The sequence below is a fragment of the Citrobacter sp. Marseille-Q6884 genome, assembly GCF_945906775.1.
Lineage (GTDB): Bacteria > Pseudomonadota > Gammaproteobacteria > Enterobacterales > Enterobacteriaceae > Citrobacter.
This window is the reverse complement of the sequence record NZ_CAMDRE010000001.1, coordinates 2,411,279-2,428,810: the sequence shown is the minus strand read 5'-3', so window position 1 is coordinate 2,428,810 and position 17,532 is coordinate 2,411,279. Positions and strand designations below refer to the sequence as shown.

Genomic DNA, 17,532 nt, shown 5'->3' with positions numbered 1-17,532 from the left:
CAAGCATCGTCCTTGCGCGAATCAGAACGGCTTATTCGTACTTCATGATGAAGGTCGCGTCTGCGTTTGCCTGGCCAGGTGTAGCACTGGCTGCAGTCGCTTTATAACGCGCGGAGAAACGCAGGGTGTTAGTCCCTTCTACCAGAGCCTGAGCGGCTGAGAACGTTGCACCATTTGGCTTCAGCGTGGCGGACGCGCTATCCAGGATTTCAATACCTACGCCCGTTGCCGTTGCACTGTTATTGGCAGAGGTCACGGCCAGCAGCGTTGTATCCGTGGCATCAGTCTGACCAGAGAACGCGACGGCTGCAGTAGCCGCAACTTTCGGATCGCAGTCGTTCAGCACAATGGTGAATGGAATTTGCGCCGTGGTATCGCCTACTGCGGCAAAACTGGCAGTACGATATTGGCCTAACGTAACAACCTGATCGGCTGACTGAGAGCTGACTGCACAGGCTGCGTTGACCAGTTCGCCTTCAAAGTGAACGGTACCACCGCTAACGCTTACCGGATCTGCCGCAACCGCTGAGCCCGCCACTAACATCAGGCCAGCAATAACAGAAGAGGTCATTAATTTACGTTTCATGGATTTCCCTTGAATTACACACATCCGGTTCCGGCGTCCTGCGGGTTCCGTTTGAATCATTATTGACATTAAATGTCAGGCAAATTATCTCTGCATCCTGTAAAGATATATATCGTAAGAGAATTAGCTAACCTTTTACCCAACTCTCCTGAGCAGCAGATTCACTAATAAACCTTCACGAATATGACAATTCGTCACAGGGATAAATTAAACATTTAAATTAATGAAAAATACCTGCAAATCCTTTTAATGACCCTGGCTAATTCTTAATGGTATCCAGGAAAATTCTGGTCAAAAATGACGCAAATATCACCATTTGATACGTAACAGTCTGGTTTATGACGCATTACCCATGAAAACATAAGGGTGATGAATTGTTTCACTGCCGTTAATTTTGATTAGCCTGCTTACTGCTCTTCCTGGGGAAGTCATGCCAGTCTCTCCTCCCCACTCAAAGGGCATCACATTCCTAATCGCATGTAAAAAAGCAAACGAAAACTGACATCACGCCCCGCTTCTGACAAAATAGTCGTATCCCCCTCGATTTAACGTAACAGACGGAATCCTCTCTCTGATGGCAGCAAAGATTATTGACGGTAAAACGATTGCGCAGCAGGTGCGCTCTGAGGTTGCTCAAAAAGTCCAGGCGCGTTTAGACGCTGGATTACGCGCCCCAGGACTGGCTGTTGTACTGGTTGGTAGCAACCCGGCTTCGCAAATTTACGTCGCAAGTAAACGTAAAGCCTGCGACGAAGTGGGATTTGTCTCCCGCTCCTATGACCTGCCTGAAACGACCAGCGAAGCGGAGCTTCTGGCGCTGATCGATACACTCAACGCAGACAACACCATCGACGGTATCCTGGTTCAACTGCCGTTACCGGCCGGTATTGATAACGTCAAAGTTCTGGAACGCATTGCGCCAGATAAAGACGTCGATGGTTTCCATCCGTATAACGTCGGTCGCCTGTGCCAGCGCGCGCCGCGCCTGCGTCCGTGCACACCACGCGGTATTGTCACCCTGCTTGAGCGTTACAATATCGACACCTACGGCCTGAATGCCGTGGTGATTGGTGCATCGAATATCGTGGGTCGCCCAATGAGCATGGAGCTGCTGCTGGCTGGCTGCACCACGACAGTAACCCATCGGTTCACCAAAGATCTGCGTCGCCATGTCGAGCATGCTGACCTGCTGATCGTTGCCGTCGGCAAACCTGGCTTTATTCCGGGTGAGTGGATCAAAGAAGGTGCGATTGTGATTGATGTTGGCATCAACCGTCTGGAGAATGGCAAGGTTGTTGGCGATGTGGTCTTTGAAGATGCTGCCGCACGTGCGTCGTATATCACACCTGTACCGGGTGGCGTGGGTCCAATGACTGTCGCAACACTTATCGAAAACACGCTGCAAGCGTGCGTTGAATATCATGATGTAAAGGACGTTTAAGATGGCCACATTTTCACTGGGTAAACACCCACACGTTGAACTCTGCGATTTGCTGAAGCTTGAAGGTTGGAGCGAAAGCGGCGCTCAGGCAAAAATTGCCATCAGCGAAGGGTTGGTGAAGGTTGATGGCGCGGTTGAAACGCGTAAACGCTGCAAAATCGTTGCCGGACAGACCGTCAGCTTTGAAGGCCACAGCGTTAACGTCGTCGCGTAATGCCAGGTGCCGGATGAGGTTATCCCCTGTCCGGCCACCTCCCCTCTCGTTTTCAGATAATGACTTCATCACCCCTTCACAGTGAACTGTTAGCATGTTGTTTTTCCACTCGAAGCGATCATCATGCCAACAATCGTCACCCATGCGGCCGTTCCACTCTGTTTAGGGTTAGGTTTCGGGCGTAAAGTCATCCCCCCGCGCTTACTGTTTATTGGTGTCATTCTGGCTATGTTGCCGGATGCCGACGTGCTGTCGTTTAAGCTTGGCGTAGCCTACGGCAATGTATTTGGCCACCGCGGTTTTACCCACTCGCTGCTGTTCGCCTTCGTGGTACCGTTGATCTGCGTATTGATTGGCCGACGAGGGTTTAAGGCGGGATTAACTCGCTGCTGGCTATTCCTGACGGTTTCACTGCTGTCGCACAGCCTGCTGGATTCGGTCACCACCGGCGGCAAAGGTGTTGGCTGGTTGTGGCCGTGGTCGGATGAACGCTTCTTCGCGCCGTGGCAGGTGATTAAAGTCGCCCCGTTTGCGCTATCACGCTACGCCACACCGTACGGGCATCAGGTGATAATTTCGGAGTTGATGTGGGTATGGCTGCCGGGAAGTATAATGATGGGCGTACTGTGGTGGTATCGGAAATATTAATTTGCCGGACAGGGCGTAAGCCGCCATCCGGCAATAAAATTACTTACGGCGCCAGGTGGTGCCCTGCGGACCATCTTCCAGCACGATGCCCATCTCGTTTAGACGGTCACGCGCGGCGTCGGCTGCCGCCCAGTCTTTGGCTTTACGCGCATCCAGACGCTGTTGAATCAACGCTTCAATTTCGGCAACCTCACCGTCATCCGCCTGCGCACCGCTTTGCAGGAACGCTTCCGGCTCCTGCTCCAGCAGACCCAATACACCAGACAGCTTACGCAGATGTGCAGCCATCGCGTTAGCCGCTGCCATATCTTCGCCTTTCAGACGGTTAACTTCACGCGCCATATCAAACAGCACAGAGTAGGCTTCCGGGGTATTGAAATCATCGTTCATGGCTTCAATGAAACGCGCTTCAAAAGCCTCACCACCCGCAGGTGCAACGGATTTGTCAGTACCACGCAGCGCGGTGTACAGACGCTCCAGCGCAGAGCGAGCCTGCTTCAGGTTCTCTTCGCTGTAGTTCAGCTGGCTACGGTAGTGACCCGACATCAGGAAGTAACGAATGGTTTCGGCATCGTAGTATTTCAGGACGTCACGCACGGTAAAGAAGTTGCCCAGCGATTTGGACATTTTCTCGCGATCCACCATCACCATACCGGAGTGCATCCAGTAGTTTACGTATTCGCCGTCATGCGCACAGGTGGACTGAGCGATTTCGTTTTCATGATGTGGGAACATCAGATCGGAACCACCGCCGTGAATATCGAAATGGTTGCCCAGCTGTTTGCAGTTCATTGCCGAACACTCGATGTGCCAGCCAGGACGTCCAGCGCCCCACGGCGACGGCCAGCTCGGCTCACCCTCTTTGGACATCTTCCACAGTACGAAGTCCATCGGGTTACGCTTCACTTCCACCACATCAACGCGAGCACCAGCCTGCAGTTGCTCCAGATCCTGACGCGACAACTGACCATAGTTCGGGTCGGTCGGGACGTCGAACATCACATCACCGTTATCGGCGACGTAGGCGTGGCCTTTGGCGATCAATTGCTCGGTAATTTCAATAATTTCCGCAATATGATGCGTAGCGCGCGGTTCAAGGTCAGGGCGCAGAATGTTCAACGCGTCGAAATCGTTATGCATTTCCGCAATCATTCTATCGACCAGCGCCACAAAGCTTTCGCCATTTTCATTGGCGCGCTTAATGATTTTATCGTCGATATCGGTAATGTTGCGCACATACTTCAGCTTATAGCCGAGGAAACGCAGATAACGCGCGACAACGTCGAATGAAACGAAGGTACGCCCGTGACCGATATGACAGAGATCGTAAACGGTAATACCACACACGTACATGCCGACTTCCCCGGCATGAATGGGTTTGAATTCCTCTTTTTGGCGCGTCAGTGTATTAAAGATTTTTAACATCGAAGATTCCGTGTAGACGTGTGTGGATAACAAAGCCCTATAATACCTATAAATCGGCCTCGAAGCAGCACACTTTGCAAGGTGATCGAACCTTGCGGTTATGCTATAACAAGCCCCTATATGTGACCCTGACCAGGGTCGAAGCACTACTCTAACGGAACAGGATGCAAAAATGGTTACTTTCCACACTAATCACGGCGATATCGTAATCAAAACGTTTGATGATAAAGCGCCTGAAACAGTTAAAAACTTCCTGGACTACTGCCGCGAAGGTTTCTACAACAACACCATTTTCCACCGTGTGATTAACGGTTTCATGATCCAGGGCGGCGGTTTTGAGCCAGGCATGAAGCAAAAAGCCACCAAAGAAGCGATCAAAAACGAAGCCAACAACGGTCTGAAAAACACCCGTGGTACGCTGGCGATGGCCCGTACTCAGGCTCCGCACTCTGCAACCGCTCAGTTCTTCATCAACGTGGCAGACAACGACTTCCTGAACTTCTCCAGCGAAAGCATGCAGGGTTGGGGTTACTGTGTGTTCGCTGAAGTGGTTGAAGGCATGGACGTGGTTGATAAAATCAAAGGCGTATCCACTGGCCGCAGCGGCATGCACCAGGACGTACCGAAAGAAGACGTTATCATCGAAAACGTGACCGTCAGCGAGTAATCGTGGCGACACTGTTTATTGCAGATCTTCACCTCTGCACAGAAGAACCGGCGATCACCGCCGGTTTTCTGCGTTTTTTAGCCGGTGACGCGCGCCAGGCCGATGCGCTGTATATTCTCGGCGATCTCTTTGAAGCCTGGATAGGCGACGACGACCCCAATCCACTGCATCGTGAAATGGCTGCCGCCATCAAGGCGTTGGTTGATTCTGGTGTTCCCTGCTTTTTTATTCACGGCAACCGTGATTTTCTGCTCGGTAAACGTTTTGCCCGTGAGAGCGGCATGACCCTGTTACCGCAGGAAAAAGTGCTCGACCTCTATGGTCGTAACGTATTGATTATGCATGGCGATACGCTGTGTACCGACGATGCCGGTTATCAGGCGTTTCGCGCCAAAGTTCACCAACCCTGGTTACAGACACTGTTTCTTGCTCTACCGCTGTTTATTCGCCAGCGCATTGCAGCGAAGATGCGCGCCAATAGCAAAAACGCCAACAGCACGAAATCGCTGGAAATAATGGATGTTAACCCGCATGCGGTCGTCGCAGAGATGGAAAAACATCAGGTGCAGTGGCTGATTCACGGCCATACCCATCGCCCGGCAGTGCATGAACTGACCGCCAATGATGCTCCGGCTTTCCGCGTCGTTTTAGGCGCATGGCACACGGAAGGTTCAATGGTGAAAGTCACCCCGGACAATGTCGAACTGATCTCCTTCCCGTTTTAACGTTTCGTCACCCTACGCGTCGTGTTTAAACGAATACGTTTGGCCCACAGAAATGACAAGGTCAGCGAGCGTTACCCCTTATTCAGGGCCTAACAAAACAATAAACCTTTATATTCATACGTGTTTATTTTTACCGGCCAAACGGACAGCTTATTTTTTGTACAGGCACAATAAAATTGTGCGTGCAGCAAATAACAATACCGACTTTACTTAATTAATATTAAAAAACAGAGACAGAGTAACCTATTGATTTTAATCACTTAAAGCATGGGCAAACTGATTACATCAATAATAACTGAGCAGCATATACAAATAGCATAATAACTAAATTATAATTCTTTAACATCCGGCAACCCGATGAGGTTAGAATGCGCTTTATTGTCATGTTGTTAAGCTTTGTGGTCTCCACACAGGTCTGGGCCGGTGAACTGACCAAACCTGCCGGAAAAGTCCTTTTAACACTCTCTGGTAATATAGAAAATACAAATGAAGACGGGAAAGCCGTTTTCGATATCGCCAGCCTTGAGAAACTCGGCGCGGTAAGTTTCCAGACCACCTCTCCCTGGTACAATGGCCGCACGACTTTTACGGGTATTCCACTGCAAAAGTTGATGGATTATGTTGGGGCAAAGGGTTCTGTGGTTAAGGTCACTGCACTCAATGACTACACCACCGTTATCCCTATCAATGATTTCAGCAAATACAATGTTATTCTTGCTTATAAAGTCAACGGAGAATATATGCGCATCCGTGATAGAGGCCCATTATTCGTTGTGTATCCCTACGACAGCATGCCTGAACTGAATAATCAGATTTTCTATTCAAGGTCTGCATGGCAGGTCAGCAGAATGAATATTGAGTAGGAGTTCACAGAAGCATAATGAACAGAATACTGGCTGCCATCATCTTTTCCCTTTTTATCTCTACCGGGTACATTTCTTACCTTGTACATGAAAGGCAACAAGAGTTACAGAAACTGACTCACTACACCGATTCATGGTCTGCGGCGCAACTCGTCTCAGAATATTATCGATTCGAATCATGGCTGGGTCTTTACACTATCGATGATACGATGGAGATCGATGATGTGCGCCTACGTCTCGACATTATGCTCAGCCAGAGTGATTTACTGAAAGAAGGTGATTTAGGGCGTTTTATAGAAAGCAATAACACGCATCGTGAGCTGGCTATACAACTTGAAAACACACTTCAATATCTGGATGTTCATCTTGAGAAAATGAACCGTTCAGAACTCCAGACATACCTGAAAAAAATGCATTCGCTTGATTCGCCACTGGGTCGTCTTTCATCCGGTGCATTAAACAAAGATGTTAACTCAATCAACAACGCCAACACCAACATTCAAACGCTGTACTATATTTACTCAGCGACGTCTGTACTGCTGATAATATTGAGTGCGATACTGGGCGTAATGATATTCTATCAAAACAGAAACATTCTGAGAGCGCATTTGCAGGTTAAAAGCCTCGCCAAAGAGCTCCAGACATCTAAAGAAAAACTGCAAATCCAGAATGCAAAGCTGGAATATGACGTCTACCATGACTCTCTTACGGAGATGAATAACCGACAGCTTTTTTGGGGAGATTTAAATAAAACCATCGAGATTGCAGAAAGAAATAATCACTCTGTGGTTGTGATGCTGTTTGATTTAGATCGCTTCAAGGAGATAAATGATACATATGGTCATGACGCTGGTGATATGTTGTTACGCCAGATATCCCACCGTCTGATGTCAATGAGCCTTGCTTCAGATACGCTTTATCGCTTAGGCGGCGATGAGTTTGCGTATCTCTCGAGCGATCTGACAGAGAGCCGTGCTGTTTCGCGAGCGCAAAAAATATGTGATTTTATCAACCAGCCCTACACTATTTATAACACGATTATAAATATAACGGCCTGTGTGGGCATAGTTATCTCAGAAACTGAACGCCGCTCCGACTATCTTTATAAATTTGCCGATCTGGCCCTGTATGAAGCCAAAAATGAAGGCTCAGGTAAGATAAAAGTCTTCCGGCAACGCATGTTAGACAAGCTGCAAGAAAGCAGAACCCTTGAACATGATATGTCCATGGCATTAATAAATAAAGAATTCGTGGTTTATTATCAGCCTATTGTCGATTCTTTCAGCCAGGAAATTTACAGCTATGAAGCTCTTATTCGTTGGATACATCCACTGAAGGGACTCCTGTCGCCAGATAGCTTTATTCCGATCGCTGAAAAAACAGGAATGATTAACGAGATGGGGAAATCTGTGCTGGAGATTGCCTGCCGGGAAGCGGCTTCCTGGGCGGTTCCGGCTAAGATTTCAGTCAATGTTTCTCCTGTCCAGCTAAGCAGCAAAGCCTTTGCCGGAATCGTACTGTCCATTCTGAAAGAAACAGGACTTCCGGCTGACCGCCTTGAACTGGAAGTGACTGAGTCCTCTCTCTTTACTGAGAGCAATACACCGATGAATACACTTAACAAGCTCAGAGCACTGGGCGTGAAAATCTCCATCGATGATTTTGGTACGGGATACTCTTCTCTTTCGCGGCTGAGCAGACTTGCCTTCGATAAAATCAAAATAGACAAGTCGTTTGTGCATTCGATCTCTACCCAGGAAGACGCCCTTAATATCATCAAACTCATCACTGGTATGGCGAAATCACTCAATATGAAGGCTGTTGCAGAAGGTGTTGAAACGCAGGAACAGCTGGAACGCCTTCAGGCACTGGGCTGCGATTTCGCGCAAGGCTATCTGTTTGGGAAACCTCAGCCGTGTGTCGATGGGAAAATTCGAAACGGGTAAGTTAATCCATGGGAGTCGGGTCAAACCCCGCCGGTTTGTCATTCTTTTTGTTCGACTGTGCAAATACAGATTGCACACGATTTAATCGCACGAACAACCAGCAGAGGAGCGATGCTATGAGACCAGGCCCCCACCCTCTTCGGCATTGCCCTCATTGCAACGCTCGAGGTTATGATTCAGAACCTGCAACACACTCCGGTACTGTACCTACTCGCTTCGATCCACGCCGTCCCCCCTGTCAACGCCTGACAGGCTCTGCTCTGAGGATTTCACGATGACCACCTTTCATCAACTTCATGCCACCAGCCTCCGAGGCCAAATCATCTCTATGGCCGACTACGCAGGCAAGCTGGTTCTGGTGGTGAATACCGCCAGCCATTGTGGCTTCACACCGCAATACTCAGGCCTTGAAGCGCTCTACAAAAAGTACGCCGACCAGGGGCTGGTGGTGCTTGGTTTCCCCTGCAATCAGTTCGGCAATCAAGAACCTGGCAACGCCGACGAAATCTCGCAGACCTGTCACATCAACTACGGTGTGAGTTTCCCGATGTTCGAGAAAGTAGAGGTCAACGGTGTCGCTACGCACCCGGTGTTTCGTTATCTCAAAGACGAATTACCCGGCGTACTGGGTGGACGGATCAAGTGGAACTTCACGAAGTTCCTGATCGGGCGTGACGGTAAACCGCTTAAACGTTTTGCGCCATTCACCACCCCGGAAAAAATGGAAACGGCGATACTTACTGCACTTAAGCGCTAAGCGTGTCTTAATTCGAAGCATTCACTTTTGAGAGCTTCCGGCAAACTGTTTATACCCGTGGCGATTCCTCCTTTTCAGAGGAGTAATCCTTCAACACGCTGGCAATGCGTATTCTGTAGTATGAAAAAATCGACTGTTTACCTTCCTGTTGCGCAGCATGATGCATCGCGTTGTTTTTCCACCTGAGCACCGCGTCCTCATCTTCCCACCATGAGAGTGACAGTATTTTTCCCGGCGTAGTCATGCTCTGGAATCGTTCGATAGAAATAAACCCTGGGATCTCCGCCAGCAGTGGTTTCAGCTCTGAAGCGAGCTGTAGATATCGTTCCTGTGCCTGAAGATGTGTATCTGCTTCAAAAATAACTGCAATCATTCGGTATCTCCCCTGTTAATTTCAGCCACTCTATTACCAGAGTAAGTGAGATGCTTCGCTCAACAGCGAAATAAGGATTCTTTGCGCAGAGCCGGCATAACGATGAAACCCACTTTGCCTGTCTAATGGGCACACCCAACGTCTCAATAATCCAAAATCTGCCAGATTCCTTATACCTCAGCGTAACTGTCTCTTTGCTCAGGAAAAATCCCCGAAAAAACACGTCAGGATGTTATAGCCAGGTGTTAACATTTCGCCGCGCAACCGTTTTCCTTGGCTGTATAACATGCTATTCTCTCTCGCCTCGAAAGCAGTGTGTTCCGCACCACAGGAGTTTTAAGACGCATGTCTTCCCGCAATAATCCGGCGCGTGTCGCCATCGTGATGGGGTCCAAAAGCGACTGGGCTACCATGCAGTTTGCCGCCGAAATCTTCGAAATCCTGGATGTCCCGCACCACGTTGAAGTTGTCTCCGCTCACCGCACACCCGATAAACTGTTCAGCTTCGCCGAAAGCGCGGAAGAAAACGGTTATCAGGTGATCATTGCCGGTGCCGGCGGCGCAGCGCATCTGCCGGGTATGATTGCGGCGAAAACGCTGGTACCTGTTTTAGGCGTTCCGGTGCAAAGCGCAGCCCTGAGCGGTGTAGATAGTCTCTACTCCATCGTGCAGATGCCCCGCGGTATTCCGGTTGGCACGCTGGCGATTGGTAAAGCAGGTGCAGCAAATGCGGCTCTGCTGGCGGCACAAATTCTGGCAACACACGACAAAGCCTTACACCAGCGTCTGAATAACTGGCGCAAAGCGCAAACCGATGAGGTACTGGAGAACCCGGACCCGCGAGGTGCGGCATGAAGCAAGTCTGCGTACTCGGTAACGGTCAGTTAGGACGCATGCTACGTCAGGCCGGTGAGCCGTTGGGCATTGCGGTCTGGCCCGTCGGGCTGGATGCAGAACCCGCCGCCGTTCCTTTTCAGCAAAGCGTGATTACCGCCGAAATTGAGCGCTGGCCGGAAACTGCCCTCACCCGCGAACTGGCGCGCCATCCGGCATTTGTTAACCGTGATGTGTTCCCCATCATTGCTGACCGACTGACGCAAAAGCAGCTGTTTGATAAGCTCGGTCTGGCGACGGCCCCGTGGCAGTTGCTGGCAGACGCCAGTGAATGGTCCGCAATTTTCGACAAACTTGGCGAACTGGCGATTGTGAAACGCCGCGTCGGCGGCTACGACGGTCGTGGACAGTGGCGTTTACGCGCCCATGAAACCGCGCAGCTTCCTGACGACTGCTACGGCGAATGTATTGTTGAACAGGGCATCAATTTCTCGGGTGAAGTGTCACTCGTTGGTGCTCGCGCTCACGACGGCAGCACCGTCTTTTACCCGCTGACGCATAACCTGCATCAGGATGGCATCCTGCGCACCAGCGTGGCGTTTCCCCAGGCCAATGCCAAACAGCAGGAGCAGGCAGAGTCAATGCTCTCTGCCATCATGCAGGAGCTAGGTTATGTTGGCGTCATGGCGATGGAGTGTTTCATCACCCCGGAAGGACTGCTGATTAACGAACTGGCTCCACGCGTACACAACAGCGGACACTGGACGCTAAACGGCGCCAGCATCAGTCAGTTTGAGCTGCACCTGCGCGCCATTACCAACCTGCCTTTACCCGGGCCGGTGGTGAATTCACCTTCGGTCATGGTGAATCTGATCGGCAGTGACCTGAACTACGACTGGCTGAAGCTGCCGCTGGTGCATCTGCACTGGTACGGCAAAGAGGTAAGGGAAGGCCGGAAAGTCGGTCACCTTAATCTCACTGACAGCGATACCGCGCGCCTGAGCGCAACGCTGGAAGCATTGATCCCCTTACTGCCGCCTGAGTACGCCAGCGGTATTATCTGGGCACAAAGTAAGCTTAAATAACACATAAAATGTCGGGGAAGGGATCTTATCCTTCCCCACTCCTGCTCTCAGCGCGTAAAATCCCCGCCATTGCTGTTTTGTATTTTCAGGATCCAACATGAACGATGGAACGGACTATCGTGCGATTTTGCTCGCCGATACGCCTTTAATCGATGTACGCGCGCCCGTCGAATTTCAACAAGGCGCCATGCCTGGCGCAATTAACCTGCCTTTAATGAACGACGACGAACGTGCGGCCGTCGGCACCTGTTACAAACGTCAGGGACCAAAAGCGGCGCTCGCGCTCGGGCATCAGCTTGTCAGTGGCGACCTCCGTCAGCAACGGATGAATAGCTGGCAAGAGGCCTGTCGTCAGCACCCTGAAGGGTATTTATGCTGTGCGCGAGGCGGCCAACGCTCGCATATTGTGCAGCAGTGGCTGCATGAATCCGGTATTCACTACCCGCTGATAAAAGGTGGTTATAAAGCGCTGCGTCAGGCGGTGATACAACTCACCGAAGAGCTGGTGCAAAAACCTATCGTCTTAATTGGCGGCTGTACCGGCAGTGGCAAAACGCAGCTGGTACAACAACAACCGAACGGCGTAGATCTGGAAGGTCTGGCGCATCATCGCGGTTCCTCTTTTGGTCGTACTGTCGAACCACAACTCAGCCAGGCGAGTTTCGAAAACCTGCTGGCTGTCGCCATGCTCAAAACGGCGAGTCGTCAGGATCTGCGCCTGTGGGTTCTGGAAGATGAAGGCCGCATGATTGGCGCCAACCATCTCCCCGAATGCCTGCGTGAACAAATGACACTGGCGTCCATTGCCGTGGTGGAAGATCCGTTTGAACTGCGCCTGGAACGGCTACGCGAAGAATATTTCGTACGTATGCACCACGACTTTACGCAAGTTTATGGAGAAACCCAGGGCTGGCAAGAATACAGCGAATATTTGCACCATGGACTGTTCGCCATCCGTCGTCGTCTCGGTTTACAACGCTTTGCGGAGTTAACTGCCCTGCTCGACGTTGCGCTGGTCGAACAACAGCGCAGCGGCAGTACCGATGGTCACATGGGCTGGCTGGTGCCACTGCTTAACGAATACTACGATCCGATGTATCGCTATCAACTGGAAAAAAAAGCCGCGAAAATTGTTTTCCGCGGCTCCTGGCAGGAAGTGGCTGACTGGCTGCCGACGCAGTAATACGCTGCTCTTTTCCCGTTAATGCCGATCGCGCTTGTCAGCGCGTTTCGCCAGCCAGTCGCCCAGTACCTGAACGACCTGCACCAGGATAATCAGCGCGACCACAGTCACAATCATGACCTGGGTTTCGTAACGGTAATAGCCGAAGCGAATAGCCAGGTCACCGACCCCACCACCGCCCACAATCCCGGCCATGGCCGAATAACCGATCAGACTGACCAGCGTTATCGTTAGTCCACGCAGCAAGCCTGCGCTGGCTTCCGGTAACAGAACAGTGCAGATAATACGCAGTGGGCTGGCGCCAAAGGCTTCCGCAGCCTCAATAATTCCCTTATCGACCTCGCGCAACGCGCTGTCCACCAGTCGGGCATAGAACGCAATCGCCGCCACCGAAAGCGGGACCGACGCGGCAATAGGCCCGATAGTGTTACCGAGCAGAAACTGGGTTAATGGCAGCAGCAGCACCAGCAGGATCACAAAAGGCACCGAACGAATAATATTCACCAGCACGGAACTCAGCAGATAGACAAAACGGTTCTGCCAGAATAAATGTCTGTCGGTGACAAAAATCAGAAAACCCAGCGGCAAACCGCCAACAATCGCCAGCACCGTAGAGATACTCAGCATCTGGAAGGTTTCATTGAACGCCAGTGTCAAATCCGGCAATAAATCATCCACGAATCACCTCCACCTGTGCGGTACGTTGACGAATGTGTTCCACGGCCGCATCTACCGCCGCGGAATGATGCGGCGCAGTCAGCTGCACCACTAAGATCCCCAGCGCCCGCTCACCGATATATTCAATTTTTCCGTGCAGGATATTCACCGCGACACCAAATTTTACCGCCACTTCAGACAGCACCGGCTGCTCTGCCGAGTCACCAATAAACAGGATTTTCAGTAACTGACCGGGCAAATGTTCCCGCAGACGCTGCGGAAGTGTCAGATTGAGCGTATGCGAAACCAGTTGTTGGGTGAAACCATGCTGCGGATGGGCGAACACATCAAATACGTCGCCCGTTTCCACCACCTTTCCGCCCGACATCACGGCCACGCGATCGCAAATGGATTTGATCACGTTCATCTCATGGGTGATCAGCACGATCGTGATCCCCAACTGTTGGTTGATCTGTTTAAGCAACGCCAGAATGGTGGCAGAGGTTTCCAGATCCAACGCCGACGTCGGTTCGTCGCACAACAGCACATCCGGGTGGTTGGCGATGGCGCGGGCAATGCCAACACGCTGCTTTTGCCCACCGCTGAGCTGTACCGGAAAACGGTTCGCCTTATCAGATAACCCGACCAGCGAGAGAATTTCAGTGACTCGCGGGCCGATTTTGCTGCGCTCCCATCCGGCAGCCTTCAGGCTGAACGCAACGTTTTGCGCCACGGTGCGGGTATGCATCAGGTTAAAGTGCTGAAAAATCATCCCAATACGCTGGCGAGCTTTGCGTAAATGCGTGCCTTCGAGCGCTGAAATTTCAACGCCATTCACCTTTACGCTTCCCTGGCTCGGGCGCGTCAGCGCGTTCAGGGTACGCAGTAGCGTACTTTTTCCCGCGCCACTGGTGCCGACAATGCCAAATATCTCACCGGCTGAAATTCGCAGGCTGACGTCATCAACCGCCCGGGTTGATGGTCCACGGCCTGCGGTGAAATCCACGCAAACCTTCTCAATCTCAATCATAGCCACCTCAGAAATGCGAAAAGGGCAGTCGTCGCTGCCCTGTGAATCCTTATGTGCAGCGATCAGTTAGCTGCTGACATCCATTCCGGTTTCTGGAAGGCGCTGTAGATATTGTTGGGATCGTCAATGACGGCGCGATAGGCCGGCGATTTCACCGCCTCAACGATATCTTTGGCGAACGGTTTATCCGCATCTTCAGTGCGTACCGCGATGATATTTTTCAGGTTCTCATCCAGATGCTCTTGTTTAATCGCACTGGCGAGATCCAGTTTTGCCGCAACGGCGAAGTTGCCGTTAACCAGTGCGCCGGTTACGCCATCCAGCGTACGCGGTAACTGTGCGGCTTCCAGCGGCTTAAAGACCAGCCCTTTCGGGTTGCTGGCGATATCGCGCTCAGAGGCTTTGGTCGGATCGATGTTGGCTTTGATGGTGATAAGATCAATGGCTTGCAGGAATCGCAGACCACGCGCCAGGTTGGTTGGATCGTTTGACAGGGTAATGACATCCCCTTTTTTCAGTTCATCGAGGCTTTTGATTTTATGGGAGTAAAAGCCCATTCCCGCCGTCGGAACCACAATCAGTTTACTCAGCTTCAACCCTTTATCAGCTGTAAATTTGTCAAAATAGAGTGAGTGCTGGAACAGGTTCGCATCAATGCTGCCGTTGGAAAGCGCCATATTTGGCTGGACGTAGTCGCTGAATTCGCGCACCACAACCTTGTAGCCTTTCTCTTTCAGCGTCGGTGCAATAGCCTGTTTTACCATGTCGCCATACGGGCCTGGCGCCACGCCAAATACGATGGTGTGCGGATCGCTGTTTGCATGCGCAAACTGTAATCCGCAGGCTAACAACAGTGCCCCGCCCGCGATGCGTAAACTCTGACGCAGTCCCATAATCTCTCCATTTTAACGTTGTGATGTGTCTCTCACGCCGTTCATGCGGCGTTGTTCTTGTTGGCCCGCTTAACAGGCTGATTCTTAACATGACACAGATCACAGCCTGCTGTCCTTGAAATTATTTCATGATGTTGCGAGATATTTCGTTGAATGCGCGAGACAGGGGTTTATGCAGATTGCGGCAATAGATAGCAAAAAAATGAAAAAGCCGGACTGGTTGTCCGGCTCAGGAAGAGGATGACTGACTTAGAAGTCGTAACGCAGACGCACCAGGTTCATATCGCCCAGGTTGTCGGTGCTGGAGGTGAAGACGTGTTCGTAATCCACACGGAAACCGTAGTCCAGCTGGAAGCTGATACCCACACCGTTGTCGGTACGCAGATAGTTACGACCATTCACGTATTCAATACGATCGCCCATAAAGTAAGGCTGAACAGATTTCAGTGCATACTGACCGACCGGGAAGGTGTAACCAGCAAAGTATTCCAGACCCCAGGCATCACCGGCAAAGTAGTCGTTAACCGACACTTTTTTGGTGGTCATGAAGTTTTGATACCAGCCGCCGCCCAGCGCGAAAGTCCAGTTATCCGGTTTCCAGCTCAGCGCGGTACCCACAATGTTTTGATCGTAGGTTTTGCTACTGTTACCGCGCATTTCTGCACGGGTGTAGTTCCACGCCGTACCCCAGGTTAAGTCATCGGTAATGTGGTAATCCACACCCAGCGAGCCGCCGCCTTTACGCTTGTAGCGCAGACCGTTGTTCGGGTTGTAATCATCGCTGAACAGATAAGAGGCGTAGAGATCCACATCGCCAACCGCTTTCTTATATTTCAGTGATTTACGCGTACGGTATGAACCGTCATAGTCACCATTAATCCCGTTACCTGGCGCCTGACCGATCATGTCGTAGTCCCAGATATCCGTTTTCGCGCCAACCACATCATAGTAAATACTGTTCTGTTGACCGAAAGTCAGCGTACCCCAGGTCGCACTTTTCAGACCGGTGTACAGCATACGACGCGTCGTATCGTTGGCACCGTCCGCGTAGTGATTATCCCAGTTGAACATGGCCGGGAAGTTAACGCCCAGCTCGTAGTAGCTCACCCAACTGATGTCATCAAACAGGTAGTAGTCAGCGGCAAAGCGGAAACGGGTGCCGCCGTCAAACCCATTACGCTTGTAGCCATTCTTGCCATCGTCACCCGCCATATTCTGGAACTGTGGGCGGATACTCCCACCGACGGTGAAGTTCAGACGGCTGAGCGGATCACCCGCCTGCGGATCTTGTTTCAGGACCGTGATCTCCGCCTGGGAGGCGAACGTCGTTAATGCCACTGCTGCGCCGATCGATACCGCCAGCGCTGTTTTTTTTATAGTCATAGCCTTTCCTTGATAGATAGCATGCCAATTATTCAGCATGTAAATATTAACTTTTATTAACCCTTTTGTGTTGGCGGTTTTTTATTGATTTGTGCGGTTAACTCGTTGTCACTGCATTTTAATACCGCGCATCCTTACGGCACATGGATGCAGATACTCATAAAACGGGGCGCAGAAGAACAGGTTATGTATTTCATTGAAATACCCGCTCGAATATAAAAAACCATTTATTACGTTGCTAGCTGTTTTTTAATAAATTATATAGTTTTAGAAAAAGGAAAGATTAAAATGAAAATCACCGCAAGAAACAACGATTTTAATATACAACACGCAACGGCTCAGAACATTGCCAAAAAAGAAGAAAACCGGGTTCATCAGTCAGATATTAAAACACTGAAGTCAGAACTTTCAAACGTCATCAACAGTGCTAACGATAAAGTGTATTCTCACTTACATGGCAAAATAAAAACAATTATAACTAACACGAGTCAATTCACCAATCTCCTCAAAGATCTCAGCAGTGCTCGTGACAAAACACAGAAATTAAAAACGACAATTACTGAATCAAATTACAAGCACAACCCTAACAAATTAAAGCAATTAGATAAACTAGACCAAAGTCTATCCGTAGCAGAAAAAGATATCTTAAGAGTTTTAAATAAAAACGAATCAAATATCTATGATAGTAACAAGCTCCATGCACGCAACCAGCAAAATGAAATCAATTTTCTGAAAGGCATTCAGACAGACGATCCCGATCGTCGATTGCAGTAAGAACACCTTTAATTACGATGACCCAAAAGACTGATTTTCAGGCATGGC

General features: G+C 50.4%; 19 protein-coding genes. 12 read left to right on the top strand and 7 right to left on the bottom strand.

The annotated features are described in order from the left end of the window. Positions 1-31: 31 nt before the first annotated feature. Complete coding sequence (gene fimA, locus N7268_RS11440; RefSeq protein ID WP_198905039.1) at positions 32-586, bottom strand: type 1 fimbrial major subunit FimA; 555 nt, start codon at positions 584-586, stop codon at positions 32-34. Positions 587-1,160: 574 nt separating this feature from the next. Between fimA and folD the strand changes: the two genes are divergently transcribed. The 3 genes from folD (at position 1,161) to N7268_RS11425 (ending at position 2,889) form a co-directional block, all read left to right on the top strand. Beyond that, the gene (gene folD / locus N7268_RS11435) at positions 1,161-2,027 is read left to right on the top strand and encodes a bifunctional methylenetetrahydrofolate dehydrogenase/methenyltetrahydrofolate cyclohydrolase FolD (protein WP_260862994.1); all 867 of its coding nucleotides are present in this window, start codon (positions 1,161-1,163) and stop codon (positions 2,025-2,027) included. A gap of 1 nt (position 2,028) precedes the next feature. After that, positions 2,029-2,241 carry a ribosome-associated protein YbcJ gene (ybcJ, locus tag N7268_RS11430; protein ID WP_198905041.1) on the top strand — a complete coding sequence of 71 codons (213 nt, stop codon included), beginning with the start codon at positions 2,029-2,031 and terminating at the stop codon, positions 2,239-2,241. Positions 2,242-2,364: 123 nt separating this feature from the next. Further along, positions 2,365-2,889: a metal-dependent hydrolase gene (locus N7268_RS11425; RefSeq protein WP_260862992.1), complete on the top strand. Its 525-nt coding sequence runs from the start codon at positions 2,365-2,367 to the stop codon at positions 2,887-2,889. Between the two features lie 39 nt (positions 2,890-2,928). Here N7268_RS11425 and cysS read toward each other — a convergent pair whose 3' ends face one another. Continuing rightward, positions 2,929-4,314, bottom strand: a complete 1,386-nt coding sequence (gene cysS / locus N7268_RS11420) for a cysteine--tRNA ligase (protein WP_260862990.1) — start codon at positions 4,312-4,314, stop codon at positions 2,929-2,931. Between the two features lie 172 nt (positions 4,315-4,486). Between cysS and ppiB the strand changes: the two genes are divergently transcribed. The 5 genes from ppiB to N7268_RS11395 all read left to right on the top strand — a co-directional run bounded on the left by ppiB (position 4,487) and on the right by N7268_RS11395 (position 9,272). After that, on the top strand, positions 4,487-4,981 hold the full coding sequence (gene ppiB / locus N7268_RS11415) for a peptidylprolyl isomerase B (protein WP_198905044.1): 495 nt from the start codon (positions 4,487-4,489) through the stop codon (positions 4,979-4,981). Positions 4,982-4,983: 2 nt separating this feature from the next. Further along, positions 4,984-5,706 carry a UDP-2,3-diacylglucosamine diphosphatase gene (gene lpxH / locus N7268_RS11410; protein ID WP_260862987.1) on the top strand — a complete coding sequence of 241 codons (723 nt, stop codon included), beginning with the start codon at positions 4,984-4,986 and terminating at the stop codon, positions 5,704-5,706. A 368-nt stretch (positions 5,707-6,074) separates the two neighbouring features. Next, positions 6,075-6,569 carry a molybdopterin-dependent oxidoreductase gene (locus N7268_RS11405; RefSeq protein ID WP_260862986.1) on the top strand — a complete coding sequence of 165 codons (495 nt, stop codon included), beginning with the start codon at positions 6,075-6,077 and terminating at the stop codon, positions 6,567-6,569. Positions 6,570-6,586: 17 nt separating this feature from the next. After that, positions 6,587-8,515, top strand: a complete 1,929-nt coding sequence (locus N7268_RS11400) for a putative bifunctional diguanylate cyclase/phosphodiesterase (RefSeq protein WP_260862984.1) — start codon at positions 6,587-6,589, stop codon at positions 8,513-8,515. A 274-nt stretch (positions 8,516-8,789) separates the two neighbouring features. Next, positions 8,790-9,272, top strand: a complete 483-nt coding sequence (locus N7268_RS11395) for a glutathione peroxidase (protein WP_260862982.1) — start codon at positions 8,790-8,792, stop codon at positions 9,270-9,272. A 49-nt stretch (positions 9,273-9,321) separates the two neighbouring features. Here N7268_RS11395 and N7268_RS11390 read toward each other — a convergent pair whose 3' ends face one another. Further along, positions 9,322-9,645, bottom strand: a complete 324-nt coding sequence (locus tag N7268_RS11390) for an antibiotic biosynthesis monooxygenase family protein (protein WP_260862977.1) — start codon at positions 9,643-9,645, stop codon at positions 9,322-9,324. Between the two features lie 345 nt (positions 9,646-9,990). Here N7268_RS11390 and purE point away from each other — a divergent pair, with 345 nt between their 5' ends. From purE to mnmH, 3 genes are all read left to right on the top strand, one after another. Beyond that, entirely contained in the window at positions 9,991-10,500 is a 510-nt protein-coding gene (purE, locus tag N7268_RS11385) for a 5-(carboxyamino)imidazole ribonucleotide mutase (protein WP_198905050.1), read from the top strand. Then, entirely contained in the window at positions 10,497-11,564 is a 1,068-nt protein-coding gene (gene purK, locus N7268_RS11380) for a 5-(carboxyamino)imidazole ribonucleotide synthase (RefSeq protein ID WP_260862976.1), read from the top strand. The genes purE and purK overlap by 4 nt, the downstream gene beginning before the upstream one ends. Positions 11,565-11,661: 97 nt before the next feature. Beyond that, positions 11,662-12,747, top strand: a complete 1,086-nt coding sequence (mnmH, locus tag N7268_RS11375; protein WP_260862975.1) for a tRNA 2-selenouridine(34) synthase MnmH — start codon at positions 11,662-11,664, stop codon at positions 12,745-12,747. Between the two features lie 18 nt (positions 12,748-12,765). On the opposite strand, the gene N7268_RS11370 is transcribed toward mnmH, so the two are convergent. The 4 genes from N7268_RS11370 to N7268_RS11355 all read right to left on the bottom strand — a co-directional run bounded on the left by N7268_RS11370 (position 12,766) and on the right by N7268_RS11355 (position 16,710). Continuing rightward, positions 12,766-13,425, bottom strand: coding sequence for a methionine ABC transporter permease (locus tag N7268_RS11370; RefSeq protein ID WP_198905053.1), 660 nt, complete (start codon positions 13,423-13,425; stop codon positions 12,766-12,768). Continuing rightward, positions 13,418-14,434, bottom strand: coding sequence for a virulence-associated ABC transporter ATP-binding protein SfbB (sfbB, locus tag N7268_RS11365; RefSeq protein WP_260862974.1), 1,017 nt, complete (start codon positions 14,432-14,434; stop codon positions 13,418-13,420). Before sfbB ends, N7268_RS11370 begins: the two co-directional genes overlap by 8 nt. 62 nt (positions 14,435-14,496) lie before the next feature. Continuing rightward, complete coding sequence (locus N7268_RS11360) at positions 14,497-15,327, bottom strand: MetQ/NlpA family ABC transporter substrate-binding protein (protein WP_260862973.1); 831 nt, start codon at positions 15,325-15,327, stop codon at positions 14,497-14,499. 249 nt (positions 15,328-15,576) lie between these two features. Then, entirely contained in the window at positions 15,577-16,710 is a 1,134-nt protein-coding gene (locus N7268_RS11355) for a porin (protein WP_260862972.1), read from the bottom strand. A 288-nt stretch (positions 16,711-16,998) separates the two neighbouring features. Here N7268_RS11355 and N7268_RS11350 point away from each other — a divergent pair, with 288 nt between their 5' ends. Further along, positions 16,999-17,484, top strand: coding sequence for a hypothetical protein (locus tag N7268_RS11350; protein WP_260862971.1), 486 nt, complete (start codon positions 16,999-17,001; stop codon positions 17,482-17,484). The last annotated feature ends 48 nt before the right edge of the window (positions 17,485-17,532 follow it).